This is a genomic window from Streptomyces longwoodensis (assembly GCF_001514125.1).
Lineage (GTDB): Bacteria > Actinomycetota > Actinomycetes > Streptomycetales > Streptomycetaceae > Streptomyces > Streptomyces longwoodensis.
Map to the genome: position 1 here is coordinate 54,627 of NZ_KQ948554.1, position 24,690 is coordinate 79,316.

The 24,690-nt window shown below is 73.9% G+C and carries 22 protein-coding genes; 16 read left to right on the top strand and 6 right to left on the bottom strand.

Annotation, left to right across the window (positions count from 1 at the left end):
• Positions 1 to 243: 243 nt before the first annotated feature.
• Together AQJ30_RS18080 and AQJ30_RS18085 are read left to right on the top strand one after the other, a co-directional pair.
• A complete protein-coding gene (locus AQJ30_RS18080; RefSeq protein WP_067234966.1) occupies positions 244 to 1,851 on the top strand; it encodes an MFS transporter in 1,608 nt (535 codons plus the stop codon).
• Between the two features lie 211 nt (positions 1,852 to 2,062).
• The gene (locus tag AQJ30_RS18085) at positions 2,063 to 3,256 is read left to right on the top strand and encodes an acyl-CoA dehydrogenase family protein (RefSeq protein ID WP_067234969.1); all 1,194 of its coding nucleotides are present in this window, start codon (positions 2,063 to 2,065) and stop codon (positions 3,254 to 3,256) included.
• 37 nt (positions 3,257 to 3,293) lie between these two features.
• On the opposite strand, the gene AQJ30_RS18090 is transcribed toward AQJ30_RS18085, so the two are convergent.
• Positions 3,294 to 3,731: a cell division protein SepF gene (locus AQJ30_RS18090; protein ID WP_067234976.1), complete on the bottom strand. Its 438-nt coding sequence runs from the start codon at positions 3,729 to 3,731 to the stop codon at positions 3,294 to 3,296.
• A 323-nt stretch (positions 3,732 to 4,054) separates the two neighbouring features.
• Here AQJ30_RS18090 and AQJ30_RS18095 point away from each other — a divergent pair, with 323 nt between their 5' ends.
• Positions 4,055 to 5,260 (top strand): DUF5685 family protein, encoded by a 1,206-nt coding sequence (locus AQJ30_RS18095; RefSeq protein ID WP_067234977.1) that lies wholly within the window; start codon positions 4,055 to 4,057, stop codon positions 5,258 to 5,260.
• 34 nt (positions 5,261 to 5,294) lie between these two features.
• Here the strand turns inward: AQJ30_RS18095 and AQJ30_RS18100 are convergent, their stop codons facing one another.
• Complete coding sequence (locus tag AQJ30_RS18100; protein ID WP_067234980.1) at positions 5,295 to 6,251, bottom strand: ABC transporter substrate-binding protein; 957 nt, start codon at positions 6,249 to 6,251, stop codon at positions 5,295 to 5,297.
• Positions 6,252 to 6,769: 518 nt separating this feature from the next.
• On the opposite strand from AQJ30_RS18100, the gene AQJ30_RS18105 reads away from it, so the two are divergent.
• The 7 genes from AQJ30_RS18105 to AQJ30_RS18135 all read left to right on the top strand — a co-directional run bounded on the left by AQJ30_RS18105 (position 6,770) and on the right by AQJ30_RS18135 (position 14,057).
• Positions 6,770 to 7,633, top strand: coding sequence for an amino acid ABC transporter permease (locus AQJ30_RS18105; RefSeq protein WP_067234981.1), 864 nt, complete (start codon positions 6,770 to 6,772; stop codon positions 7,631 to 7,633).
• Positions 7,630 to 9,393, top strand: coding sequence for an FAD/NAD(P)-binding protein (locus AQJ30_RS18110; RefSeq protein ID WP_067234984.1), 1,764 nt, complete (start codon positions 7,630 to 7,632; stop codon positions 9,391 to 9,393). The genes AQJ30_RS18105 and AQJ30_RS18110 overlap by 4 nt, the downstream gene beginning before the upstream one ends.
• Before the next feature lie 36 nt (positions 9,394 to 9,429).
• Positions 9,430 to 10,191 (top strand): amino acid ABC transporter ATP-binding protein, encoded by a 762-nt coding sequence (locus AQJ30_RS18115; RefSeq protein WP_067234986.1) that lies wholly within the window; start codon positions 9,430 to 9,432, stop codon positions 10,189 to 10,191.
• A gap of 2 nt (positions 10,192 to 10,193) precedes the next feature.
• Positions 10,194 to 11,033, top strand: coding sequence for an LLM class flavin-dependent oxidoreductase (locus AQJ30_RS18120; RefSeq protein ID WP_079084131.1), 840 nt, complete (start codon positions 10,194 to 10,196; stop codon positions 11,031 to 11,033).
• Between the two features lie 125 nt (positions 11,034 to 11,158).
• Positions 11,159 to 11,941, top strand: a complete 783-nt coding sequence (locus tag AQJ30_RS18125; RefSeq protein WP_067234987.1) for a DUF1684 domain-containing protein — start codon at positions 11,159 to 11,161, stop codon at positions 11,939 to 11,941.
• 245 nt (positions 11,942 to 12,186) lie between these two features.
• Complete coding sequence (locus AQJ30_RS18130; protein WP_067234989.1) at positions 12,187 to 13,089, top strand: S1 family peptidase; 903 nt, start codon at positions 12,187 to 12,189, stop codon at positions 13,087 to 13,089.
• 167 nt (positions 13,090 to 13,256) lie between these two features.
• On the top strand, positions 13,257 to 14,057 hold the full coding sequence (locus AQJ30_RS18135; protein ID WP_067234991.1) for a slipin family protein: 801 nt from the start codon (positions 13,257 to 13,259) through the stop codon (positions 14,055 to 14,057).
• A 1-nt stretch (position 14,058) separates the two neighbouring features.
• On the opposite strand, the gene AQJ30_RS18140 is transcribed toward AQJ30_RS18135, so the two are convergent.
• Positions 14,059 to 15,141 (bottom strand): DUF3533 domain-containing protein, encoded by a 1,083-nt coding sequence (locus tag AQJ30_RS18140; RefSeq protein WP_067234997.1) that lies wholly within the window; start codon positions 15,139 to 15,141, stop codon positions 14,059 to 14,061.
• Between the two features lie 154 nt (positions 15,142 to 15,295).
• Between AQJ30_RS18140 and AQJ30_RS18145 the strand changes: the two genes are divergently transcribed.
• Entirely contained in the window at positions 15,296 to 18,937 is a 3,642-nt protein-coding gene (locus tag AQJ30_RS18145; protein WP_067235000.1) for a DNA polymerase III subunit alpha, read from the top strand.
• Positions 18,934 to 19,908, top strand: coding sequence for a DNA polymerase Y family protein (locus tag AQJ30_RS18150; protein ID WP_067235002.1), 975 nt, complete (start codon positions 18,934 to 18,936; stop codon positions 19,906 to 19,908). The genes AQJ30_RS18145 and AQJ30_RS18150 overlap by 4 nt, the downstream gene beginning before the upstream one ends.
• Before the next feature lie 47 nt (positions 19,909 to 19,955).
• Here the strand turns inward: AQJ30_RS18150 and AQJ30_RS18155 are convergent, their stop codons facing one another.
• Complete coding sequence (locus AQJ30_RS18155; RefSeq protein ID WP_067235004.1) at positions 19,956 to 20,330, bottom strand: cupin domain-containing protein; 375 nt, start codon at positions 20,328 to 20,330, stop codon at positions 19,956 to 19,958.
• Between the two features lie 93 nt (positions 20,331 to 20,423).
• Here AQJ30_RS18155 and AQJ30_RS18160 point away from each other — a divergent pair, with 93 nt between their 5' ends.
• Entirely contained in the window at positions 20,424 to 20,870 is a 447-nt protein-coding gene (locus AQJ30_RS18160) for a MarR family winged helix-turn-helix transcriptional regulator (RefSeq protein ID WP_067235005.1), read from the top strand.
• A 200-nt stretch (positions 20,871 to 21,070) separates the two neighbouring features.
• Complete coding sequence (locus AQJ30_RS18165) at positions 21,071 to 21,934, top strand: esterase/lipase family protein (protein WP_067235009.1); 864 nt, start codon at positions 21,071 to 21,073, stop codon at positions 21,932 to 21,934.
• Between the two features lie 123 nt (positions 21,935 to 22,057).
• Here the strand turns inward: AQJ30_RS18165 and AQJ30_RS18170 are convergent, their stop codons facing one another.
• The gene (locus AQJ30_RS18170) at positions 22,058 to 23,155 is read right to left on the bottom strand and encodes a lytic polysaccharide monooxygenase auxiliary activity family 9 protein (protein ID WP_067235010.1); all 1,098 of its coding nucleotides are present in this window, start codon (positions 23,153 to 23,155) and stop codon (positions 22,058 to 22,060) included.
• A gap of 168 nt (positions 23,156 to 23,323) precedes the next feature.
• On the opposite strand from AQJ30_RS18170, the gene AQJ30_RS18175 reads away from it, so the two are divergent.
• Positions 23,324 to 23,773, top strand: a complete 450-nt coding sequence (locus tag AQJ30_RS18175; RefSeq protein WP_067235013.1) for a GNAT family N-acetyltransferase — start codon at positions 23,324 to 23,326, stop codon at positions 23,771 to 23,773.
• Between the two features lie 15 nt (positions 23,774 to 23,788).
• Here AQJ30_RS18175 and AQJ30_RS39835 read toward each other — a convergent pair whose 3' ends face one another.
• Positions 23,789 to 23,923 carry a hypothetical protein gene (locus AQJ30_RS39835; protein WP_107119619.1) on the bottom strand — a complete coding sequence of 45 codons (135 nt, stop codon included), beginning with the start codon at positions 23,921 to 23,923 and terminating at the stop codon, positions 23,789 to 23,791.
• Positions 23,924 to 24,062: 139 nt separating this feature from the next.
• Between AQJ30_RS39835 and AQJ30_RS18180 the strand changes: the two genes are divergently transcribed.
• Positions 24,063 to 24,677, top strand: a complete 615-nt coding sequence (locus tag AQJ30_RS18180) for a class I SAM-dependent methyltransferase (protein ID WP_067235015.1) — start codon at positions 24,063 to 24,065, stop codon at positions 24,675 to 24,677.
• Positions 24,678 to 24,690: the final 13 nt, after the last annotated feature.

The window sequence follows — 24,690 nt, forward strand, 5'->3', positions numbered from 1 at the left end:
GGGGAGGGGCGGGCGGGCCCCGGAACGGCGCCGGGGAGGCGTCGGGGAAGTGGCGCACACCACACCGCCGCCCGCGGAGTCTGAGAGGTCCGCCACGTGACCTCGGCGCCGACTCGCGTACGCTGCCTTCACCTGCCGTTCGTCCGCGCGGGCCGGGGACCACCGCTCCTCCCCGGCCGAGCCACGGGGCGTCCCCACCCCGCGAGCCCGCCGACGACAGGGGAACACCTGGGAGGTACGTACATGTCCGGGACGACCACGGCCGCCGCAGCGCTGCGCCGTCGGGCGGCCGGGGCCGGTGCCAACCGCTGGGTCGTCCTCGTGGTGCTGTGCGTCAGCCTGCTGCTGGTCGCCGTCGACGCCACGGTGCTGCACGTCGCCGTGCCCGCCGTCACCGAGGACCTCAAGCCCGGCGCGATAGAACTGCTCTGGATCGTCGACACCTACCCGCTCGTCTGCGCCTCGCTGCTCATCCTGTTCGGCACGCTCGGCGACAAGGTCGGCCGCAGACGGATCCTGCTCCTCGGCTACGCGCTGTTCGGCGTGGCCTCCGCCCTCGCGGCCCTCGCCCCGGACGCCCAGGTGCTGATCGTCGCGCGGGCGCTGCTCGGCGTCGGCGGCGCGATGATCATGCCCGCGACGCTGTCGATCCTGCGCCAGGTCTTCCCCGACCGCCGGGAACGGGCGCTCGCCATCGGCATCTGGAGCGCGGTGGCCGCGGTCGGCGCGGCGGTGGGGCCGCTGCTGGGCGGCTTCCTGCTGGAGCACTTCTGGTGGGGCTCGGTGTTCCTGGTCAACATCCCGCTGATGCTGGTCAGCCTGCCGGTCGGACGGCTGCTGCTGCCCGAGTCGCGCGGTGCGGGGGACGGGCCGTGGGACGTCGTCGGCGCGCTGATGGCCGCCGTCGGGCTGTTCGGCGTGGTCTTCGGGGTGAAGCGGCTCGGCGGGGACGAGGCGGCGGGGAGCCCGGCGACGCTCGTGCCGCTGCTGGTCGGCGCGGTGCTGGTGGCGCTGTTCGTACGACGGCAGCGGCGGCAGGCGCAGCCGCTGGTGGACCTCAGGATGTTCGCGCGGCCGGCGTTCAGCACGGCGGTGGGGTGCATCGTGCTGGCGATGCTCGCGCTGGTGGGGCTGGAGCTGATCGCCGCGCAGTACCTCCAGCTGGTGCTGGGGCTGTCGCCGCTGCAGACCGGGCTGCGGCTGCTGCCGCTGACCTTCGCGGCGATGGCCGCGGGGCTGCTCGGGGCGCGGGCGCTGCGGCGGTTCGGGCCGCGGCGGATGGTGTGCGGGGGGTTCTGCCTCACCGCGGCGGCCGTGGTGGTGCTCACGGCGATGGGCGAGACGGACGACACGGGGCTGCTGCTGTTCGGGTTCGTGCTGCTCGGGTTCGGGCTGGAGACGACGTTGTTCGCGGCGTACGAGTCGATGCTGAGCGAGGCGCCGGCCGAGCAGGCCGGGGGTGCGGCGGCGATCGGGGAGACGTCGTACCAGCTGGGCGCGGGGCTGGGGATCGCCCTGCTGGGCAGCGTGATGAACGCGGCGTACGCGCCCGGGCTGGCGTCGGTGCCGGGGGTTCCGGCCGGGGCGTCCTCGGCGGCAGGGCATTCGCTGGGGGAGGCGTACGAGGTGGCGGGTCGGCTGGGTGGCCCGGGGGGTGCGGCGCTGCGGCGGGCCGCGGTGGACAGCTTCGTGCACGGGCTGCACGTCACGTTGCTGGTGAGTGCGGGGTTGCTGTTGCTGGGGGCGGTGGCGGCGTTGCGGTTGCCGCGGGTGATGCAGTGCGAGGGGGCTGCGCCGGGGGCCGGTCTCCCGGTGCCGAGGTCCCCCGAGGACCAGAGGGTGTCGGTGTGACCGCCTTGTTCTCCCACCCACGCACCACCCGTGCGGGTGGGGCAGAGCGGTGACCGTTGCCCGCCGTGGTCGCCCACCGTCGGCGGCTGACGGATCCGGCTGCCGGAAGGTTCACCCGAACGGGGTATGCCTGGACGTCGGGTCGTGGGGGTCGTAACGTCAGGGGCGGTTCTTATTGGTTAGCGGTGCTAGTTTTTCGGAGGGGTGCCTGATGGCCTCGACTTCCCGCTCGCTGCCCCCGTTCGACCCCGCGGACCCCCTCGGGATCGACGACCTGCTCGAGCCCGAGGACCTCGCGGTGCGCGACACCGTGCGCCGGTGGGCGGCCGAGCGGGTCCTGCCGTACGTGGCCGAGTGGTTCGAGAGCGGCGAGCTGCCCGGCATCAAGGAGCTCGCCCGCGAGCTCGGCGGGATCGGCGCCCTCGGCATGTCCCTGGAGGGCTACGGCTGCGCGGGCGCGAGCGCGGTGCAGTACGGGCTCGCCTGCCTGGAACTGGAGGCCGCCGACTCCGGCATCCGTTCCCTGGTCTCGGTGCAGGGCTCCCTCGCCATGTACGCGATCCACCGCTTCGGCAGCGAGGAGCAGAAGCGGCACTGGCTGCCCCGCATGGCCGCCGGCGAGGTGATCGGCTGCTTCGGGCTGACCGAGCCCGACCACGGCTCCGACCCGGCCTCGATGCGCACCCACGCCAAGCGCGACGGCGGCGACTGGGTGCTCAACGGCCGCAAGATGTGGATCACCAACGGATCGGTCGCGGGCGTCGCCGTCGTCTGGGCGCAGACCGAGGACGGCATCCGCGGGTTCGCGGTGCCCACCGACACCCCCGGCTTCTCCGCCCCCGAGATCAAGCACAAGTGGTCCCTGCGGGCCTCCGTCACCAGCGAACTCGTGCTGGACGACGTACGCCTGCCCGCCGACGCCGTGCTCCCGGAGGTCGTCGGGCTCAAGGGCCCGCTCAGCTGTCTCTCGCACGCCCGCTACGGCATCGTGTGGGGGGCGATGGGGGCGGCCCGGTCGAGTTTCGAGGCCGCGGTCGACTACGCCAAGTCGCGCGAGCAGTTCGGCCGGCCCATCGGGGGCTTCCAGCTCACCCAGGCCAAACTCGCGGACATGGCGGTCGAACTGCACAAGGGGATCCTGCTCGCCCACCACCTGGGGCGGCGCATGGACGCCGGCCGCCTGCGTCCCGAGCAGGTCAGCTTCGGCAAGCTCAACAACGTCCGCGAGGCCATCGACATCTGCCGTACGGCGCGGACGATCCTCGGTGCCAACGGGATCTCGCTGGAGTACCCCGTGATGCGGCACGCGACCAACCTCGAGTCGGTGCTCACCTACGAGGGCACCGTCGAGATGCACCAGCTGGTGCTGGGCAAGGCGCTCACCGGGCTCGACGCCTTCCGGTGAACCCCGGGCGGGGGCAGGGCCGGTGGGCGGCCCTGCCTCAGCTCTGGTTGAAGAAACCGTCCGCGCGGTGCCCGGCCGGGTCGCCGTTGACGATCTCGGTGTGGGCGGGGGTCAGCAGGAACACGCGCGTGGAGACGCGCTCGATCGATCCCCGCAGGCCGAAGATGAGCCCGGCCGCGAAGTCGACGACGCGCTTGGCGTCGGCCGCCTCCATGGCCGTGAGGTTCATGATGACGGGCACGCCCTCGCGGAACAGCTCGCCGATCACCCGGGCGTCCCGGAAGCTGTCCGGGGTGACCGTGCCGATCCGGCGGCCCTTCTCCTCGGCCGTGTCCGAGGCGACCTTCACCCGGGGGTCGGTCACCCAGGCGTCCCCGGAGTCGGTCCCCTCGGAGTAGTCGTCGTCGTAGTAACGCTCGTCATCGTTGTCGTCGACGAGGCCAAGCCAGGCACTCGCCTTGCGCACCGATCCCATGGACGCCTCCTCTCACAGCGGTCTTCTGTTCCTTTCCGCACCCCATGGTCGTCCATGATGCGGATGTCGCGCCAAGTGGATAGACGCCGCGCGGGGGGTTTGTGACGGTACTGGTGCACAGCAGATCCGTCGAGAGGCCGCGTATCCCAAGGGCTCCGAAGTAAACCGCTGCTGACTGAGAGTGAAATATGATTGTCTGCGGCGGACGGGTGAGACGTGCTGCGGAGGAGTGAACGGGGATGCCCGTTCCGCGGCGCTCCCGGAACGACGATCGGTCGATAGCATGCGGCAGCTCGATGTCGTAAGCGTTACGGGGGATCATCGTGTTCGGAATCGTCCGGCCCTGCCGTCACCGGCTCGGTGAGGGCCTCGCCACCCAGTGGATGGCGCACCTGTGCGGGCTCTGCCTCGCCCTGCGCCGTGACCACGGCCAGTTCGCGCGGGTCGTCACCAACTACGACGGGCTGCTCATCTCGGTCCTGACGGAGGCTCAGGCCGAGCGCGCGCCCGGCGCCCGGCGCACGGCCGGCCCGTGCCCGCTGCGCGGGATGCGCACCCAGTCCGTCGCCCAGGGCGGGGGCGCGCGGCTCGCGGCCGCCGTCTCCCTGGTGCTCGCCTCGGCCAAGGTGCGCGACCACGTCGCCGACGGCGACGGCCTGCTGGCCCGGAGGCCGGTGGCGCTCGCCGCGCGCCGGGTCGCGGCCGGCTGGGGGCGTGCGGGGGAACGCGGCGGCTCGGCCGTCGGGTTCGACACCGCCGTCCTGGTCGACGCGGTGGACCGGCAGGTCGGCATCGAGGCGCTCGCCGGGCCCGGCACCCCGCTGCTGACGGTCACCGAACCCACCGAGACCGCCACGGCGGCCGCCTTCGCGCACACCGCGGTCCTGGCCGGCCGGCCCGGCAACGCCGTACCGCTCGCCGAGGTGGGGCGGCTCTTCGGGCGGCTCGCCCACCTGCTGGACGCCGTCGAGGACCAGCCGGCCGACGCCGCGGCCGGCGCCTGGAACCCGCTCACCGCCACCGGCACCTCCCGGGCCGAGGCCCGCCGGCTCGCCGACGACGCGCTGCACGGCATCCGGCTCGCCCTGCGCGACGCGGAGTTCACCGACGGCCGGCTGGCGCACCTGCTGCTCGCGCACGAACTGCGGCGCTCGGTGGACCGGGCCTTCGGCGCCACGTCCTGCGGGCACGGGCCCGAGGCCGCCTTCGGCCCGCCGCAGGGACCGTACGCACCCCAGGGGCCGAGTGCGCCGTACGACCCGCACCACCCGTACCAGGGTGGGGGCCACCCCTTCGGGGGCGGGCCGCAGCCGCCCGCCCAGCGGGGTTTCTGGGCGGGCTGCGCGGCGGCGATCGGGCTGTGCTGCACCTGCCGGGTGTGCTGCGCCGACGAGTTCGAGGGTCCCTGGTCGCGCAGGAAGCGCGAGGGCTGGTGCAGCGGCTGCGGTGACTGCGACTGCTCCTGCTGCGAGGCCTGCTCGTGCTGTGAGGCCTGCTCGTGCTGCGAGTGCTGCGCCTGCGACTGCTGACCCGGCGTCAGCGGCCGCAGGCGCGGGACGTGCGCTAGTTCTTCAGCTCCGGGGGGCTGATCTGCGACGTGGCGATCGCCGAGCCGGTCGTCCCCCACTTCTTCAGGATCTTCGCGTACGTGCCGTCCGCGATGAGCTTGTCGACCGCCGCCTGGAAGGCGGGCGCCAGCTTGGTGCCCTTCTTGAAGGCGAAGCCCACGTCCAGGCGGTGGAACTCGTTGAGGAACTTCAGGCCGTCCTGGTGGGCGACGGCGTAGCGCAGGCCGTTGATGGTGGACATCACCACGTCGCTGCGGCCCTGCTGGAGCGAGGACCACACGGCGCTGGACTCGCTGTACGTCTGCACCTTGTACGCCTTCTTCCCGGCGTCGGTGCACAGGTGCGCGTTCTTCTCCAGGGTGGCCTCGAACGTGGTGCCGGCGCCGGTCGCGACGTTCAGCCCGCACAGCTGCGCGAGGTCCGTGACCTTCGCCAGCTTGCTGTCCTTGCGGGTGGCGAAGCCCTGGCCGTCGTTGATGTAGGTGACGAAGTCGATGGTCTTCAGGCGTTCGGTGGTGACGCCGAAGTTGCTGACGCCGACGTCGTACTTGCCGCTGTCCAGGGCGGGCAGGATCGCCTCGAAGCTCGCCTGCTGCTGGTCGACCCCGACCCCGAGCACCTTGGCGACCGCGTTGGTGAAGTCGACGTCCTGGCCCACCAGGGTCTTGCCGTCCTCCAGGTAGGAGGTGCCGGGCGGGGTGCTGCCGACGCTCGTGCCGACGGTCAGGCTGGTCACCCCGGGCGGCAGGAGCTTGGCCGCCGCCTCGTCCTTCCGGACGCCGGACACCACGTCCGTGGTGGGGATGCCGTCGGATCCGGCGGCGGCCTGGGCGGTGCTGCCGGATCCGGAGTCGTCCGAGCCCGAACCGCAGGCCGTCACCAGGACGGTGGCGGACGTGATCAGGGCGAAGGACGCGAGCAGGCGGGAAGGGGTGTGCGAGGGCGTGCGCATCGTGGGCGTGTCTCCTACGAACGGCAAGAGGAAGGGAAGCGCGGAGTGAGGGGGTGCGCGTGTGAAGGCGAAGAGGGAGAAGCGAGGGTGCGGAGAAGAGCGGAGAAGGAAGGAACGCGTACGGGAGAACGCGGGAGGCGCCCGGGATCAGGACGGGGACGTCCCCGGGTAGGGGGACGGCACCACCGGGATCAGGGCAGCAGGGGGTCGCTCAACAGGAACAGGACCACACACGACCGAAGTCGATGTGGGAGCGGGTGACCAGCCACTGCTGCGGATGCATGGGGCAAGTGGAACAGGTCCCCGGTTCCGCGTCAACCGACATGAGACGTACTGCTCACAGTCTGGACACCCTTGACAGCGAGGGGAAATCGGCCCGTACAGTCGAGGCGCGGCCCTGCTGAGGGGCTCGGCCGCACGGCGCCCCGCGCGCCGCCCGTGTGAAGGCACCACCGTGTTCGTCCCCCGGTCCCGGCTCGGCCGAGGCGGGAGGGACCACCGACCCACGGAGCCTTCCCATGTCCTCCGACACCACCCTCGCCAAGGCCCCCGCCGCCCCGGACGACCCGCCGGTCCACGCCGACGAGCTGCCGATCGTCCCGCAGCGCCGTTACGGGCAGTGGACCGCGGCCGCCGCCGTGCTCGTGCTGCTCGGGCTCGCCGTCACCTCCGTCCTGCGCAACCGGGCGTTCCAGTGGGGCGTCGTCGCCGACTACTTCACCACCGACTCCGTGCTGCGCGGACTGTGGCTCACACTCTGGCTGACCGTCGTGGTGATGGTGCTCGGCTTCGCCCTCGGCACGCTGCTCGCCGCCGCCCGGCTGTCCGCCAACCCCGTGCTGCGCGCGGTGAGTTGGGGGTACGTCTGGCTGTTCCGGTCGATCCCGATCCTGGTGCAGCTGCTGCTGTGGTTCAACATCGGCGCGCTGTACCCGCACCTGTTCGGGGTGCGGACCGTGGACCTGTTCACGCCCATCGCGGTGGCGATCATCGGGCTCACCCTGCACGAGGCCGCCTACGCCGCCGAAGTGGTGCGCGGCGGGATCCTCTCCGTCGACCGGGGCCAGATCGAGGCCGCGCAGGCGCTCGGGCTCAGCCGGTGGCGCCGCTGGTGGCGCATCGTGCTGCCGCAGGCCATGCGGGCCATCGTGCCGCCGGCCGGGAACATGCTGATCGGCACCCTCAAGGGCACCTCCATCGTCAGCGTCATCGCCGTACAGGACCTGCTGTTCTCGGTGCAGCTCGTCTACCACCGCACCTACCAGGTCATCCCGCTGCTGATGGTCGCCACCCTTTGGTACACCGTCGTCACCTCGGTGCTGAGCGTCGGCCAGTACTACGTCGAGAAGCGCTACGCGCGCGGTACGGGGGCCGCCCGATGAGCCCGAGCCCCTCCCTGGTGATCGTCGGGGCCGGCCCGCGCGCGACCGGCCTGATCGAGCGCATGGCCGCCAACGCGCCCGAGCTGTACGCCGGTTCGGACCTCGACATCCACCTCGTCGACCCGCACCCGCCGGGCGCCGGACGCATCTGGCGCCAGGCCCAGTCCCCCCTGCTGTGGATGAACTCGCACGCCGAGGACGTCACCATGTTCACCGACGAGACGGTGGCCATGGACGGACCCGTGCGCCCCGGGCCCACCCTGCACGAGTGGGCCGGCATCGACGGCCGCACCTTCGCCGGCCGCCGCGTCCAGGGCGCCTACCTGGGCTGGGTGCACGAGCAGGCCGTCGCCGCCCTGCCCCCGGGCATCACCGTCCACCACCACCCGCGGCGCGCGGTGCGGGTGAGCGGGCCGCGCGGGGGACGCCAGCAGGTCTGGCTGGAGGGGCTCACCGAGCCGCTGACCGCCGACCTGGTGGTGCTCGCCCTCGGCCACCTCGACGCCGAACCCGACGACGAGCAGCGGGAGCTGGCGGCGTACGCCCGCACCCACGGGCTCACCCACCTGCCGCCCGACTTCACCGCCGACAGCGACCTGTCCGGCCTGCGGCCCGGCGAACCCGTGCTGGTGCGCGGCTTCGGGCTCGCCTTCGTCGACCTGATGGTGCTGCTCACCGAGGGCCGCGGCGGACGCCACGAGGGCGACACCTACGTGCCCTCCGGACGCGAACCGGTGCTGTACGTCGGATCGCGGCGCGGAGTGCCGTACCACTCGAAGATCGGCTACGGCCTGGACGGTGAACGGCCGCCGCTGCCGCGCTTCTTCGGGCCCCCGGAGATCGAGGAACTGCTCGCCCGGCCCGGCGGGTTCGAGTTCCGGCGGGACGTGTGGCCGCTGGTGGAGAAGGAGCTGGGCTTCGCCCACTACCACCGGCTGTTCACCGCGCACCCCGAGCGCACGACGGTCGCCTGGACCGACTTCGAGGAGAAGTACGCGGCCACCACCGGCCCCGAAGAGCGGGCCGCGCTCGCCGCGGCGGCCGTCCCCGAGCCCGCCGACCGGCTCGACCTGGCCGCGCTCGACCGGCCGCTGCAGGGCGTGCGGTACGCCGGTCACGAGGAACTCCAGGACGGGCTGCGGCAGTACATCGAGGGGGACCTGACCCGGCGCCACGACCCCGGGCACAGCGCCGACCTGGCCGTGTTCCTCGGCCTGCTCTCCGTGTACGGGCAGCTCGTGCGGCTCGGCGACGTGGGCACGTCCTGGCACGGCTTCTTCAACTACATGGCCTCCGGGCCGCCCGGCCCCCGGCTGCGGCAGATGCTCGCGCTGTCCCGGGCGGGGCTGCTGCGGTTCGTCGGCGCCGACATGACCGTCCACGCCGAGGACGGGGTGTTCCGGGCGTCCAGTCCGACCGTGCCCGGGTTCCACGTCGAGGCGCGGGCGCTGGTCGAGGCGCGGCTGCCCGAGCCGACGGTCGCGCGGGCGCGGGACCCGCTGCTGCGCGCCCTGCACGCCGAGGGGGTGGGGGAGACCCCGGACGGGCTGCTGCGGGTGGACCCCGTCGACGGGCGGATCCTCGACCCGGCCGGCCGGCCGCATCCGCGGCGGTTCGCGCTCGGGCCGCACACCGAGGTCCGCGCGCCCGGCGCGTTCACCCGGCCGCGCACCGGGGGCCCCGCGTTCCGGCAGAACGACGCCACCGCGCGCGCCGCCCTCACCCTCCTGCGGGAGCTCGGCCTCGACGCCGCCGCCTGACCCGCCCACTCATCCGCCAGTCAAGGGGACTCACTCATGAGCGTCATGGTCGACATCAGGTCGGTCCACAAGAGCTTCGGCCCGCTGGAGGTCCTGAAGGGCATCGACCTGTCGGTGCGCGCCGGGGAGGTGACCGTCGTCCTCGGGCCCTCCGGCTCGGGCAAGTCGACGCTGCTGCGCACCATCAACCACCTGGAGAAGGTGGACCGCGGCGCGGTCAGCGTCGACGGCACGCTCATCGGCTACCGGCGGGTGGGCGGCCGGCTGCACGAACTGCCCGAGCGCGAGGTGCTCAAGCAGCGCACCCGCATCGGCTTCGTGTTCCAGAACTTCCACCTCTTCCCGCACCTCACCGTGGTGGAGAACGTCGTCGAGGCGCCGGTGTCGGCGCTGAAGCGGCCCCGGGAGCAGGCCGTCCGGGACGCGCGCCGGCTGCTGGAGCGGGTCGGGCTCGCCGACAAGGCCGACGCCTACCCGAAACAGCTCTCCGGGGGGCAGCAGCAGCGCGTGGCCATCGCGCGGGCCCTCGCGCTGGAGCCGAAGCTGCTGCTGTTCGACGAGCCGACCTCCGCGCTCGACCCCGAGCTGGTCGGCGAAGTCCTCGACGTCATACGGGACCTGGCCCGCCAGGGCACCACGATGATCGTCGTCACGCACGAGATCGGGTTCGCCCGGGAGGTCGCCGACACCGTGGTGTTCATGGCCGACGGGCGGATCGTGGAGCAGGGTCCCCCGGGCCAGGTGCTGGACGCCCCGCGGGAGGAGCGCACCCGGGCGTTCCTGTCGAAGGTGCTGTGAGCATGGGCACCTCCTTCGGCCGGGGACTGCTGCACCTGGCCGCCGCCGTCGACTCCGCGGCCGTCGATCCCGCCGGGGCGGACGACGCCGACGCCCAGGTCGAGCTGGTGCGGCTCGCCGAGCGCGGCGGGCTGGACTTCGTGACCCTGGCCGGCGACGGCACACCGCCCGGGCTGGCGGCGCGGGTGCTGGCCACGACCCGGCGCATCGGGGTCGTCCCGGTGCCGGGGGAGGGCGTCGCGGACGTCGACCCGGCGCACCGGGGACGGACCGGGGTGTGGGCCGACGGGGGCGCGCGGGGGACGCCCCCGCGGCCCGGGGCCGGCGGCGGTGGGAGCGCGCCCGCCCCGCCCGTGCGGGTCGTCGACGCCACCGCGCCCGGGGCCCGGGCCGCCGCCGCCCGGTACGCCGACGTGGCGGTGGTCCGGGTGGCGGACGCCGTGCAGGCCGGGATCGTGCGCGACGAACTGCGGGAGCGGGCCGCAGGCCTGGGCCGGGACCCGGACGGGCTGCGGGTGCTGGCCGGGCTCCTGGTGGACCTCGGCGACGGGGAGTACGCCGCCGAGCCCGGGCACGGCGGGGGCGGCCCCCGGCCGACCGTGCACGGCCCGCTGTACCGGGGCGGCCCCGTCGACCTGGCCGAGCTGATCGCCGTGTGGCACAAGGACGGGGCCGTCGACGGCTTCCACTGTGTGCCCGTCGCGCCGCGCCGCGATCTGGAGCGGCTGGTCAACGGCACGGTGGCGCTGCTCCAGCACCGCGGGCTGTTCCGCACGTTCTACCCCGGCAGCACGCTGCGGGAGCACCTGGGCCTGCGGCCCCTCGTGCCGACGCCGCACTGATCGCCCTGGCGATCCCTTTTTCCGGATCCCTTCTTCTGGGTCCCTTTTCCGGATCCCTCACACAGATCACTCTCACGGATCCCTCACAGATCCTTTTCGCAGCCCTTTCGAGAAAGGCCGGTCGGATGACGACGGACGCGCCCGACGCGTGGAAGCAGTGGCACGAGCAGCGCGTGGAGGCGGTGACGGCGCCCTACGGGCCGCTGGCGGTCACCGGCACGCACTGGCTCGACGACCATCCGGAGGGGCGAATTCCGGACATCCCCGGGGTGTGGGTGGCCGAAGAGGACGCGGTGGTGCTCACCGCCGACCCGGCCGACGGACTGACCCTGGACGGCGAGCCGTTCACCGGCGGGGTTCGTCTGACGGCCGACGCCGGACCGGTGGACGCGGTCCGGGTCGGGCACGGGGAGCGGCGCCTGCTCGTGCTGGTGCGCGAGGGGCTCTGGGGCGTGCGCGTCCACGACCCGGACGCCGGGGCCCGGCGCGCCTTCCGGGGCATCGCGGCCACGCCGTACCAGGAGCGCTGGGCGGTGCCCGGGCGGTTCACCCCGTACGGCGAGGACCGCACCGTGCGGGTGCCGAACGCCGACGGGCGCGAGCGGGGGCTCGGGCTCGGCGGGGAGGTGACGTTCGCGCTGGACGGGCAGGAGTTCACGCTCGGGGTGAGCGTGCAGGGCGACGGCTCGCTGTGGGCGGTGTTCGCCGATGCGACCAGCGGCGACGGGAGTTTCCGCTTCCGGTTCCTGTACCCGGGGGCGCCCGACGCCGAGGGGCGTACGACGGTGGACTTCAACCGCGCCCAACTGCCTCCGTGCGCCTTCGCGGACCACTTCCTGTGCCCGTTCCCGCCGCCCGGCAACACGCTGCCGGTCGCGGTCGCCGCAGGGGAGCGCCACCTGCTCTGAGGCCGGTCACCCGGGGCCGGGGCCGGTCGGTGGCGGCCGGTGGGTGTCCAACACGCAAAGGCAGAGCAAAGGTTGACGGCTGAAAGGCACCCTTGCGCCGACCGGCCGTTCGGCCGAATACTCCCCCTCAGCGCTTGTCAGGGCCACGGCGTGTTCGGAATCCGGACGCCCCGGCGGACCCTGGCTGCGCCTCACGGGCCCCGACCCCACGCGGGCCCCCGACTTCCCCTGGGAGGGAACGAAACGTGAGGATCAAGCGCACCACCACCAGCGGCATCACGAGACGGACCCGGCTGATCGCCGTCTCCACCGGACTCGTGGCCGCGGCCGCGATCGCGATCCCCAACGCGACCGCGGCGGACGCCACCACCTTCAGCACCACCCAGCTCAAGAGCGCCAGCTCCTCGGTGCTCCAGGCCGACGTCCCGGGCACCGCCTGGGTCGTCGACAGCAAGACCAACCGGGTCGTCGTCACCGTCGACAGCACGGTCTCCCAGTCCGAGATCGCGAAGATCAAGGAGCAGGCCGGCGCCAACTCCGGTGCGCTGACGATCAAGCGGACCGCGGGCAAGTTCCAGAAGCTGATCTCCGGCGGCGACGCCATCTACGCGAGCAGCTGGCGCTGCTCCCTCGGCTTCAACGTCCAGGACAACAGCGGCAACTACTACTTCCTGACCGCCGGTCACTGCACCGACGGCGCGGGCACCTGGTGGTCGAACTCGTCCCACTCGACCACGCTCGGCTCCACCGCCGGCTCCAGCTTCCCGACCAACGACTACGGGCTCGTGCGCTACACGAACTCCTCGGTCACCAAGTCGGGCACCGTGGGCAGCGTCGACATCACCAGCGCGGCCACGCCCTCCGTGGGCACCACGGTCTACCGCCGCGGCTCGACCACCGGCATCCACAGCGGCCGGGTCACCGCGCTGAACGCGACGGTCAACTACGGCGGCGGCGACGTCGTCTACGGCCTGATCCAGACCACGGTCTGCGCCGAGCCCGGCGACTCCGGCGGCCCGCTGTACTCCAACAGCGGCATCGCCTACGGCCTGACCTCGGGCGGCAGCGGCAACTGCTCCTCCGGCGGGACGACCTTCTTCCAGCCGGTGACCGAGGCGCTCAACGCCTACGGGCTGCACGTGTACTGACCGGGAGCGCGTCCTGGCACACCGGCCGGACCGGTGGGCACCGCGACCCGGGGAGCCCCCGCACGCCAACCGTCGTGCGGGGGCTCCCCCTTGCCCGCGGTACGGGGTTACCGTCGGGGTACCGGGCGCGGGCCGCCCGGGACCCACTGCGGACCCTGGGGGCCGACATGGTCGAGGAACTGGTGGCGGCGGGAGCGGCGCTGGTGTGCGCCGGCGGGGTGTACGTGACGGCGGCGGCACGGGTCGTCAAGCAGTACGAGCGGGGCGTGGTCTTCCGGCTCGGCCGGCTGCGCGACGGCGTGCGCGGGCCGGGGCTGACGCTGGTGATCCCCGGCGTCGACAAGCTGCGCAGGGTGAGCCTGCAGATCGTCACCATGCCGGTGCCCGCGCAGGAGGGCATCACCCGGGACAACGTGACCGTGCGGGTCGACGCCGTCGTCTACTTCCGGGTGACCTCGCCGGCCGACGCGGTGGTGAAGGTGGAGGACTACCGGTTCGCGGTCTCGCAGATGGCGCAGACCTCGCTGCGCTCGATCATCGGCAAGAGCGAACTGGACGACCTGCTGTCCAACCGGGAGAAGCTCAACCAGGGACTGGAGCTGATGATCGACAGCCCGGCCGTGGAGTGGGGCGTGACCATCGACCGGGTCGAGATCAAGGACGTCTCGCTGCCCGAGACCATGAAGCGGTCCATGGCCCGCCAGGCCGAGGCCGACCGGGAGCGCCGGGCCCGGGTCATCAACGCCGACGCCGAGCTCCAGGCGTCCAAGAAGCTCGCCGAGGCGGCCAAGGAGATGTCCGAGCAGCCGGCCGCGCTGCAGCTCAGGCTGCTCCAGACGGTGGTCGCGGTGGCCGCCGAGAAGAACTCCACCCTGGTGCTCCCCTTCCCGGTGGAGCTGCTGCGGTTCCTGGAGCGGGCCCAGCAGCAGCTGCCGGTGAACCCCGCGCCGCCCGAGCGGGGGGCGTGAGCTACCGGGCGTCCGTGGTCCCGCCGTCCGCCGTCCCGCCGCCCGGTGGGCCGCCGGCCGGGCGGGGGGTCCGCGGGGCCGTCCCGCCGGTGCGCAGGCGGGACGCCAGCAGGGTGATCAGGGTGCCGGCGACCGCCCACGCCGACAGCACCAGCAGGGGGCCGGTGACGGCGTTGCCCCGGAAGTAGGCGATCGAGCGGGCCGTCCAGGTGCCCGCGCCCGGGGGCAGCGCCGGGCCGATGGCCCGCCAGAACGGCGGCAGCATCGGCGGGGGCAGCGCGCCGCCCGCGCTCGGGTTGCCGAGGATCACCACGAGCAGGATGGCCAGGCCGATGCCGGCGAGTCCGCACAGCCCCTGGAGGGCGAGCGTGGCCGCGCCCACCGCGAAGACGATCAGCGCGCCCAGCCCCCACAGCGCGGCGAAGCTGCCGGGCAGCGCGCCCAGGACCGGGCCGACGATCAGCGCGCCGCCCAGGCCGGCGACGATCCCGACCAGGGCCATCGTGCCGAGCCGGATCACCGCGCGCCGCGGGGTGGAGCGGGCGGCGCCCGTGCTGACCACCATGATGGAGGCGCACAGGTAGCCGCCCACGCACCAGCCGACGGTCACGTAGAAGGACGACAGGCCGTTGGCGTCCCGGGCCTCGGCCGGAGCCACGTCCACCGTGCGCACCGTGCGGCCCTGGGCCTTCTCCAGGCCGCCGACGAGGCCCTCCAGGGCGGCGGCGAGCACCTTGCCGCCGCCGGTGGCCACCAGCAGGGTGTCGCTGCCGCCGGCCGGCCCCGCGACCAGGGCGCCGTAGAGCGTGCGGTCCCGGACCTGCTGCCGGGCCGTCGCCGCGTCGGCCACCGTGCGCGGGTCCAGCGGGGTCCCGGGCAGCCGCTCCAGCCGGGCCACCGTCCGCTGCGCGGCGGCCCCGGGGGCGGCCACCCCGAAGGGCACGTCCTTGAGCTTCGGGTCGTGCAGGGCGCCCACGTAGGACGTGATGAACAGCAGCGAGAGCGCCACCACGCCGAGGACCAGCAGCGTGGCGCGCGGCGTGACCGCGTCCTTCACCTCGTCGAGGAAGGAGGTCTGTGTCATGCCCCCACGGTCCCGGGGGACGGGCGTTTCCGCAGGTGGGGGGCGCCCGAACGGTTGTCGTACGCATGTTCGAGAAATGGTCTATGGTGGAGGTGGGCGAGTTTGGAACTGATGTTCGAGAGCCGTGTGGGGCTCACGAGTGCGGGAGGTGCGTGTGCCGGGTTTCACGCATCTGCACACCGTCTCCGGGTTCTCCCTGCGCCACGGCGCCTCGCACCCCGAGCGGCTGGCCGAGCGCGCCGCCGAGCGGGGCATGGACGCCCTCGCCCTGACCGACCGCGACACCGTCGCCGGGGCGGTCCGCTTCGCCAAGGCCGCCGCCGGGGCGGGCGTCCGGCCGCTCTTCGGGGTGGACCTCGCGGTGGCCCCGCCGGAGCCGCCCGGGCGCACCCAGGAGCGCGGCCGGCGCCGTACCCCCGTGCGCGGCGGTGCCTTCGTCGACGAGTCGACCCCCCGGGTCACCTTCCTGGCCCGGGACGGCGCCCGGGGCTGGGCCGACCTGTGCCGGCTCGTCTCGGCGGCCCACGCGGGCGCCGGACCCGCGGCACCGGCCACGCCGCCCGGACCGGGCGGTCCCACGGCCGGCACCCCCCTGCTGACCTGGGCCGACAACCACGCCGAGGGGCTGACCGTACTGCTCGGCCCCGGCTCCGACGTCGGCCGCGCCCTCGCCGCGGGCCGCCCCGACCGCGCCGCGCGGCTCCTCGCCCCCTGGCGCGAGGTCTACGGCGACGCCCTGCGCCTGGAGGCCGTCTGGCACGGGCGCGAGGGCACCGGGCCCGGCTCGCTGCGCCTGGCCGCCCGTACCGTCGGCTTCGCCGCCGAGCAGCGGGTCCGGCCCGTGCTCAGCAACGCCGTCCGCTACGCCGACCCCGGCCAGGGCCCGGTCGCCGACGTGCTGGACGCCGCCCGGCGGCTGGTGCCCATCGACCCCACCAAGGAGCTGGACTCCGGGGAGGCCTGGCTCAAGGACCCGGAGGCCATGCTGCACGCGGCCGAGCGGATCGTGGCGGCCGCGGGCTTCCGGCGCGAGGCCGCCCACCGGCTGCTGGAGCAGACCGCGGCGACGGCCGCCGCCTGCCGCGTCGACCCCGAGGACGACCTCGGCATGGGCAGCGTCCACTTCCCCGAGGCGCACCTGGTCGGCGCGGGCCGGCGCACCGCACAGCGGACGCTCGCCTCCCGGGCCGTCGCCGGGATGGTGCGGCGCGGCTACACCGGCCGCCGCGCCTACTGGGAGCGGATGCACCACGAGCTGGACATCATCGCCCACCACGGCTTCGCCTCCTACTTCCTGACGGTCGCCCAAGTGGTGGACGACGTGCGGGACATGGGCATCCGGGTCGCCGCGCGCGGGTCCGGCGCCGGCTCCCTGGTCAACCACCTCCTGGGCATCGCCCACGCCGACCCGGTCGAGCACGGGCTGCTGATGGAGCGCTTCCTGTCCAAGGAGCGCGTCGTGCTGCCCGACATCGACATCGACGTGGAGTCCGCGCGCCGGCTCGAGGTCTACCGCGCGATCATCGGCCGGTTCGGCACCGAGCGGGTCGCGACGGTCGCGATGCCGGAGACGTACCGCGTCCGCCACGCGATCCGCGACGTCGGCGCCGCCCTGTCCCTGGACCCGGCGGACATCGACCGCATCGCCAAGTCCTTCCCGCACGTCCGCGCCCGCGACGCCCGCGCGGCCCTGGACGAACTGCCCGAGCTGAAGCGGCTGGCCGGGGAACGGGACCGGTACGGCAGGCTGTGGGAGCTGGTCGAGGCCCTCGACGCCCTGCCGCGCGGGGTCGCCATGCACCCGTGCGGGGTGCTGCTGTCCGACGCCTCCCTGCTGTCCCGTACGCCGGTGGTGCCGACCAGCGGTGAGGGTTTCCCCATGTCCCAGTTCGACAAGGACGACGTGGAGGACCTCGGGCTGCTCAAGCTGGACGTGCTGGGCGTGCGGATGCAGTCGGCGATGGCGCACGCGGTCGCGGAGGTGGCACGGGCCACGGGCGAGGAGGTCGACCTGGACGGGGTGCCGCCCGGCGACCCGGAGACGTACCGGCTCATCCGCTCCACCGAGACGCTGGGCTGCTTCCAGATCGAGTCACCGGGCCAGCGCGACCTGGTGGGGCGCCTGCAGCCGGCCGGCTTCCACGACCTGGTCGTCGACATCTCGCTGTTCCGGCCCGGCCCGGTCGCCGCCGACATGGTGCGGCCGTTCATCGAGGCGCGGCACGGACGGGCCCCGGTCCGCTACCCGCACCCCGACCTGGAGGAGCCGCTGAAGGGCACGTACGGGGTCGTGGTCTTCCACGAGCAGGTCATCGACATCGTGGCGATCATGACCGGCTGCGGGCGCGGCGAGGCCGACCGGGTCCGGCGCGGGCTGTCCGACCCCGGGTCGCAGGCCCGGATCAAGATCTGGTTCGCCCAGCACGCGGCGGCCCGCGGCTACGACGCGGAAACGATTCGGCGGACCTGGGAGATCGTCGAGGCGTTCGGCAGCTACGGCTTCTGCAAGGCGCACGCGGTGGCCTTCGCCGTCCCGACGTACCAGTCGGCGTGGCTGAAGGCCCACCACCCGGCCGCCTTCTACGCCGGGCTGCTCACCCACGACCCGGGGATGTACCCCAAGCGGCTGCTGCTCGCGGACGCCAGGCGGCGCGGGGTGCCGATCCTGCCGCTGGACGTGAACGCGTCCGGCGTCACCCACCAGATCGAACTGGTGTCTGAATCCAAGGAATCCAAGGAATCCAAGGAAGCCGGGGAAGCCGGGGAAGCCGGGGAAGCCGGGGGATCCGGGCGGCCGGAGGGGTCCGGCGGGGTGTGGGGACTGCGGCTCGCCCTCTCCGACGTGCACGGCATCAGCGAGGCGGAGGCCGCGCGGATCGCCGAGGGCCGGCCGTACGCCTCGCTGCTGGACTTCTGGGAGCGGGCCCGCCCGAGCCGGCCGATCGCCGCACGGCTCGCCCAGGTCGGCGCGCTGGACGCGTTCGGCGCCAACCGGCGCGACCTGCAACTGCACCTGACCGAGCTGCACCGGGGCACCCGCAGCGGGGGCGGCGAGCAGCTCCCGCTGGCCGGGGGACGCAGGACCGCGTCGGCCGGGCTGCCGGACCTGTCCTCCGCGGAGCGGCTCAGCGCCGAGCTCGGCGTGCTCTCCATGGACGCCTCGCGCAACCTGATGGACGACCACCGGGAGTTCCTCACCGAGCTGGGCGTCGTCTCCGCGCGCCGGCTGCGCGAGGTGCGGAACGGGGAGACCGTGCTGGTCGCGGGCGCCAAGGCGGCCACCCAGACCCCGCCGATCCGCTCCGGCAGGCGGGTCATCTTCACCACCCTGGACGACGGCACCGGCCTGGTCGACCTCGCCTTCTTCGACGACTCCCACGACACCTGCGCGCACACCGTCTTCCACTCCTGGCTGCTGCTGGTGCGCGGAGTGGTCCAGCGGCGCGGGCCGCGCAGCTTCAGCGTCGTGGGCGCGGCCGCCTGGAACCTCGCCGACCTGATCGAACTGCGCGCCGAGGGCGGCCTCGACGAGGTCGCGGCCCGGCTGGCGCGGACGCCCGCCGCCGTCGACGGCGCCCCGCCGGCCGACGGCGAGGGCGCGGCCCGGGCCCGCCTCGCCGGTTCGGACGGCCGGCCGGCGCCCGCGGGCTCCGCGGCGCGCGACCCGATGGAGGAACGGAAGATCCGCATGTCCACGGGGTACGAGATGCACCCCTGGGCGGATCTGCGCCCCGCGGGCGAAGGGCCCGCGGTGGGAAGGAAGTTGTGGCACCAGAGTCCGGGGAGTGCGGGATGACCATCCTCTGCGTACGTTTCCAGCTGCCGCCGATGTACGAGGCGGCCCTGCCGGGGCTGCTCGGACTGCTCGAGGAGTTCACCCCCGTCGTCGAGGCGCTGCCACCGGACACGGCACTGGCCGACCTGCGGGGCGCCGAACGCTACTTCGGCCGCACCGCCGTCGAACTGGCCTCGGTGATCCGGGTGCGCGCCCTCGCCCTGCACGGCGTGGACTGCGCGATCGGCGCCGGCCCGGGTCCGCTGCTGGCCCGCATGGCGCTGCGCGACGCCCGGCCCGGACTGACCCGCGCGGTGCCCGGGGACCCGGACGGCATCGCGGAGTTCCTCGCCGGCCGGCCGGTCGCCGCGCTGCCCGGCGTCGGGCCCGCGACCGCCCGCACCCTGGACGAGTACGGCCTGGACACCCTCGGCCGGGTCGCCGCCGCGCCGCTGTCCACGCTCCAGCGCCTGATCGGCGCGAAGGCGGGCCGCGAACTGCGCGAGAAGGCCAACGGCATCGACCGCGGCCGGGTCGTCCCCAACGGGATCTCCCGCTCCCTGGTCACCGAACGCCCCTTCGAGCGCGACGAGCTGGACCCGGACCGGCACCGCCGCGCCCTGCTCTCGGCCGCCGAGGAGATCGGCACCCGGCTGCGCGCCGTGGAGAAGGTCTGCCGCACGCTCACCCTCACCGTGCGCTACGCCGACCGGTCCGCCACCACCCGCAGCCGCACCCTCAGCGAACCGACCGCGCACTCGGCGGACCTGACCAAGACGGCCTACGGGCTGTACGAGGCGCTGGGTCTCCAGCGGGCCCGGGTCCGCGTGCTGGCCCTGCGCGCCGAGGGGCTCGCCCCCGCCGACCGGGCGGCCCACCAGCTCACCTTCGACCCGGTCGACGAGAAGGTCCGCCGCATCGAGGAGGTCGCCGACCGCGCCCGCGCGAAGTTCGGGCCGCGCGCGGTGATACCGGGGTCGCTGGCCGCGTGAGCCGCGCGGGGCGCGCGCCGGCCGGGCGGACCGGCCGGTCCGTGCCGTCAGTTGGCCCACGGCGGCACCAGGCGGGTGCCGTCGGCCAGTTCGGCCTCCAGGCCGACCGAGGTGGTGACCCAGGACAGCGCGGTGTGGTCGGTGGGGTTCTCCACGGCGAGGGTCGTGCCGGCGTGCACGATCACCGTGTCCCCGGCGCCGATCCGCTCGGTGCGGCCGTCCAGGGTCATCAGCAGCTCGCCGACGAGCAGGTGGAAGACCTCCTCCCGGGAGACCGTGTGCGCGGGGGCCCGGGTGCCCGCCGGGATCTCCCCCCGCCAGGCGCACAGCTCCCTGCTCCCGGACAGCGGACTGGCGTACGAGACGAAACGGGCGCCGTGGACCTCGTGGGTGACGGCCTCGGACGAGCGGACGACGGGCATGGCGGATCTCCTTCGGAGAGGGCAATTGGTCAAGCTGCTTGTCCATATCGTCAAGCAGCTTGACCAATGCGTCAAGGGTGTTTCAATGTCCGTGTGCAGAACTCCGACGCCATGGCCCTGTCCGCCGCCCTGCTCGCGGTGGCCGGTGACCTCACCCAGCGCATCCAGGAGGGGGTCGTGGCCCGCGGCTTCGCCGACCTGCGGCCCGCCCACGGCTTCGCCTTCGCGCGCCTCGCGCCCGGCGGCGCCACCGTCACCGACCTCGCCGCGCACCTCGGGGTGACCAAGCAGGCGGCCAGTCAGCTGGTCGAGGAGATCGTGCGCAAGGGGTACGCCGAGCGGCGGCCGCACCCCGGCGACGCGCGGGCCCGGTTGATCGTGCTGACCGAGCGGGGGTGGGCGTGCACCTCGGCGGCCGAGGAGGCGGCCGCCGAGGTGGTGGGGGACTGGGTCCGCACGCTCGGGGAGGGTGAAGTCGGCGCTTTGGGTGCCCGGTTGGCGCGGATCGCTCCCGGGGGACCCATTCGTCCCGCTTGGTGACGGAGTATCAGGACTTCACGGAAGTTCCCGGTAGTTCACCGGACTTCACGGCTTGCCTGCTCATCGCCGGAAGTTTTACCGACGCGTAACTTCACGCGTGGGCTACTCGCCCGTAACTTGACGAGTGAACAGCATCCCGTGATCCGGATCACAGGGCACCCCACCATCGCATCCCCCTTGAGCCGCAAGGAGATCACCCGATGCTGCCCTGGAAGAGACTGCTCAGACCCCTCGCCGCGCTCGTCCTGACCGCCGCGGTCGCCACCCTCCCCGCCGCCGGCACCGCCCAGGCCGCCACCGCTCCCTCCAGCGGCTGGAACGACTACTCCTGCAAGCCCTCCGCCGCACACCCCCGCCCCGTCGTCCTCGTCCACGGCACCCTCGGCAACTCCGTCGACAACTGGCTGGGCCTCGCGCCCTACCTGACGAGCCGCGGCTACTGCGTCTTCTCCCTCGACTACGGGCAGCTCGACGGCGTCCCGCTCTTCCACGGCCTCGGCCCGATCGACCGGTCGGCCGCGCAGCTGTCCGTGTTCGTCGACAAGGTGCTCTCCGCCACCGGAGCCGCCGAGGCCGACCTCGTCGGCCACTCGCAGGGCGGCATGATGCCGCGCTACTACCTCAAGTTCCTCGGCGGCGCCGCCAAGGTGAACGCCCTCGTCGGCATCGCCCCCGACAACCACGGCACGACCCTCAGCGGCCTGACCAACCTGCTGCCGTACTTCCCCGGCGCCGAGGACCTGCTCAAGGCCACCACACCCGGCCTCGCCGACCAGATCGTCGGCTCCGCCTTCCTGACCAAGCTCAACGCGGGCGGCGACACCGTCCCGGGCGTGCGCTACACGGTCATCGCCAGCCAGTACGACGAGGTGGTCACCCCCTGGCGGAGCCAGTACCTCAGCGGCTCCGACGTCCACAACGTCCTGCTCCAGGACCTGTGCCCGCTCGACCTGTCCGAGCACCTGGCGATCGGCCTGCTCGACCGGGTCGCCTTCCACGAGGTCGCCAACGCCCTCGACCCGGCCCACGCCACCGCCACCACCTGCGCGTCGGTCTTCAGCTGAGCCCGTGCCGACCCCCTGCTGAGCCCTGGCCGAGCCCGGCCCGCCGTGCGGGCGCCCGGGTGACGCCCGCCGGGGTCCGGCCCGCCTGAGCCGCCGGCCGGACCCCGGAGTCGTGTCCGCCGCTCAGCGGCGGCCGCCCACCGCCCGTCGCCGCACCGACGCGAACAGCGCCGCCGCGCCGAGGGCCAGGGCGCCCGCGCCGCCGATCGCGAGGTACGTCGTGCTGCTGTCGCCACCGGTCTCGGCCAGGCTGCGCGACGCACCGGCCGGCTGGGGCGCGTTGGCGTCGGCCGGAGCCGCGGGGGCCGCCGTCGCCGCGTCAGCGCCCGCCGCGCCGCTGTCGTCACCGGTGCCGCTGCCGCTGCCGTCGGCGCCCGCACCGCTGTCCGTGCCGTTGCCGGATCCGCCGTCCGTGCCGCCGTCCGTGCCGCTGCCGGCGCCGCTGTCCTCGCGCGGTGTCGGGTCCGTCGTCGTGGTCGCGTCGTCGTCGCCGTGGCCGTGGTGCTCGATCGTCGACTTGTCGGCACCGGCGTCGATCTGCTCCTGCGAGGGCGCCTCGGCGGACCCGCCCGCCGCCGCCCCGCCGAACGTCACGTCCGAGCACGAGTAGAACGCCTCCGGGCTGTCCGAGCGCTGCCACACCGCGTACAGCAGCTGGCGGCCGGAGCGCTGGGGGAGCGTGCCGGAGAAGGTGTAGAAGCCGCCCGCCGCGACCGGGTTCGTGGCCGTGGCCACCGGGTGCTCCAGGTCCAGGTCGGACCAGGCGAGCGGCTTCGTCGCGTCGTACCCCGGCTTGGTGAGGTAGACCTTGAAGGTGCCCCGGTGCGGGGCGGTCACGCGGTACTTGAAGGTGTACGCGCCGGCCCGCACGCCGGTCGCCGGCCAGTCGGCCCGGGCCAGGTCCAGGCCCTTGAACTCCTCGCTGTTCGCGCTGCACAGCTTCCCGTCCGGGATCAGCTGCTGGTGCCGCCCGTTCGCGTCGCCGATGCGGATGCCGTTCCAGTCGTACAGCGCCTGGGTGCCGCCCGCCGCGACCGCCGCCCGGCACGCGGCCGACTTCGGGCTCTCCGGGCCCTCCGCGTAGCACTGGGCGACCCGGCTGACCGGGTCGCCCATCGAGCCGTGCGCCGAGGCGGGGGAGGCGCACAGCGCGGTCAGGGCGAGCGGGGCGACACCCGTGAGGGCGATCGCGGCGGCGGTCGTACGGCGGCGGGCGGACATGCGGAACTCCTCGGAACGGTCCTGGAAACCGGGCTGGATCCCGTGGGGGCGATCAGCAAACTAGCCCCGGGCGGCCGGGAAATCGCCTGCTCGGGGCCGGTGGAGGAGATCCTTATGGTGCCGTTAAGGGAGTGTTGGGACTGCGCTGAGGTAGGTACCGTGCGCGGCATGACGAACGACGACATCCGGCCCGCCGTCGCCGCCGACGTCCCGGCCGTGCGGGCCGTGACCGACGCCGCCTACCAGCCCTACGTGGCACGCATCGGGGTGCGGCCCGTGCCCATGGAGGCGGACCACGCGGCGGACGTGGCCGCGGGCAAGGTGTTCGTCACCGGACGGCCCGTGGTCGGCCTGGTGGTCGTCGAGGCCCGTGCGGACCACCTCTTCCTCGACAGCATCGCCGTCCACCCCGACGCGCACGGCCGGGGCGTGGGACGGCGGCTGCTGGAGTGGGTGGAGGCACACGCGCGTGCGCGCGGCCTGCCCGAGATCAGGCTCTACACGAACGCGCTGATGTGGGAGAACCAGAAGATCTACCCCCGGTTCGGCTACGAGGTGGTCGAGCGGCGCACCGAGGGGCCGTACGCCCGCCTGCACTACCGCAAGCCGCTGGTCTGAGCACTCACGGGGCGCTCACCCGTCGGGCCACCAGGTGCGCGCGACGTCCTTGCGGATCTCCGGGCGGCCGGCGGGGCGCTCGTCGGCCTCGTCGCGCAGGCGGCGGGAGTCGGTCTTCTTCAGGGGCTTCTGCACGAGGTCGCGGCGCATGGCTGCCTCCTTCGAGGGCCTACCGGGTTCCGTGGTCTCACGGGGTAGACCCGTGCGGGGAGGGTTCCTCATCGGTCCGTGCGCTGTCAGTGGCGCCGGTCACCATCGCGCTGTCAGTGGCGGGTGTCACTCTCGGGTCATGACGGACGAGGGTGACACCACGACGACGGGGCGTGTCGACTGGGACGCGGCGGCCGCCGCCTTCGACGACGAGCCCGACCACGGCCTGCGCGACCCCGAGGTGCGCGCGGCCTGGGCCGACCGGCTGCGCGCCTGGCTCCCCGGACGCCCTGCCGACGTACTGGACGTCGGCTGCGGCACCGGCAGCCTGTCGCTCCTCGCGGCCGAACAGGGCCACCGCGTCACCGGGGTCGACGGCTCCGCCCACATGCTCGGCCTCGCCCGCGCCAAGCTCGCCGGGCGTGACGCCGTGTTCCTGCGCGGTGACGCGGCGGCGCCCCCGGTCGGGGAGCGGCGCTTCGACGTCGTCCTCGTCCGGCACGTGCTGTGGACGCTGCCCGACCCGGCCCGCGTCCTGCGCCACTGGCGGGCACTGCTGCGCCCCGGGGGCCGGTTCGTGCTGGTGGAGGGCGTGTGGGGGACGGTCGACCCGGTCGGCGTCCCCGCGGACCGCCTCACCGCCCTGCTGGCCCCGCTCGTGGACCACGCGCGCGTGGAGCGGCTGTCGGACGACGCGCGGCTGTGGGGGAGGGCCGTGACGGACGAGCGGTACGCGGTGCTGGGGGCGGTGTGAGCGAGCGGTGAGC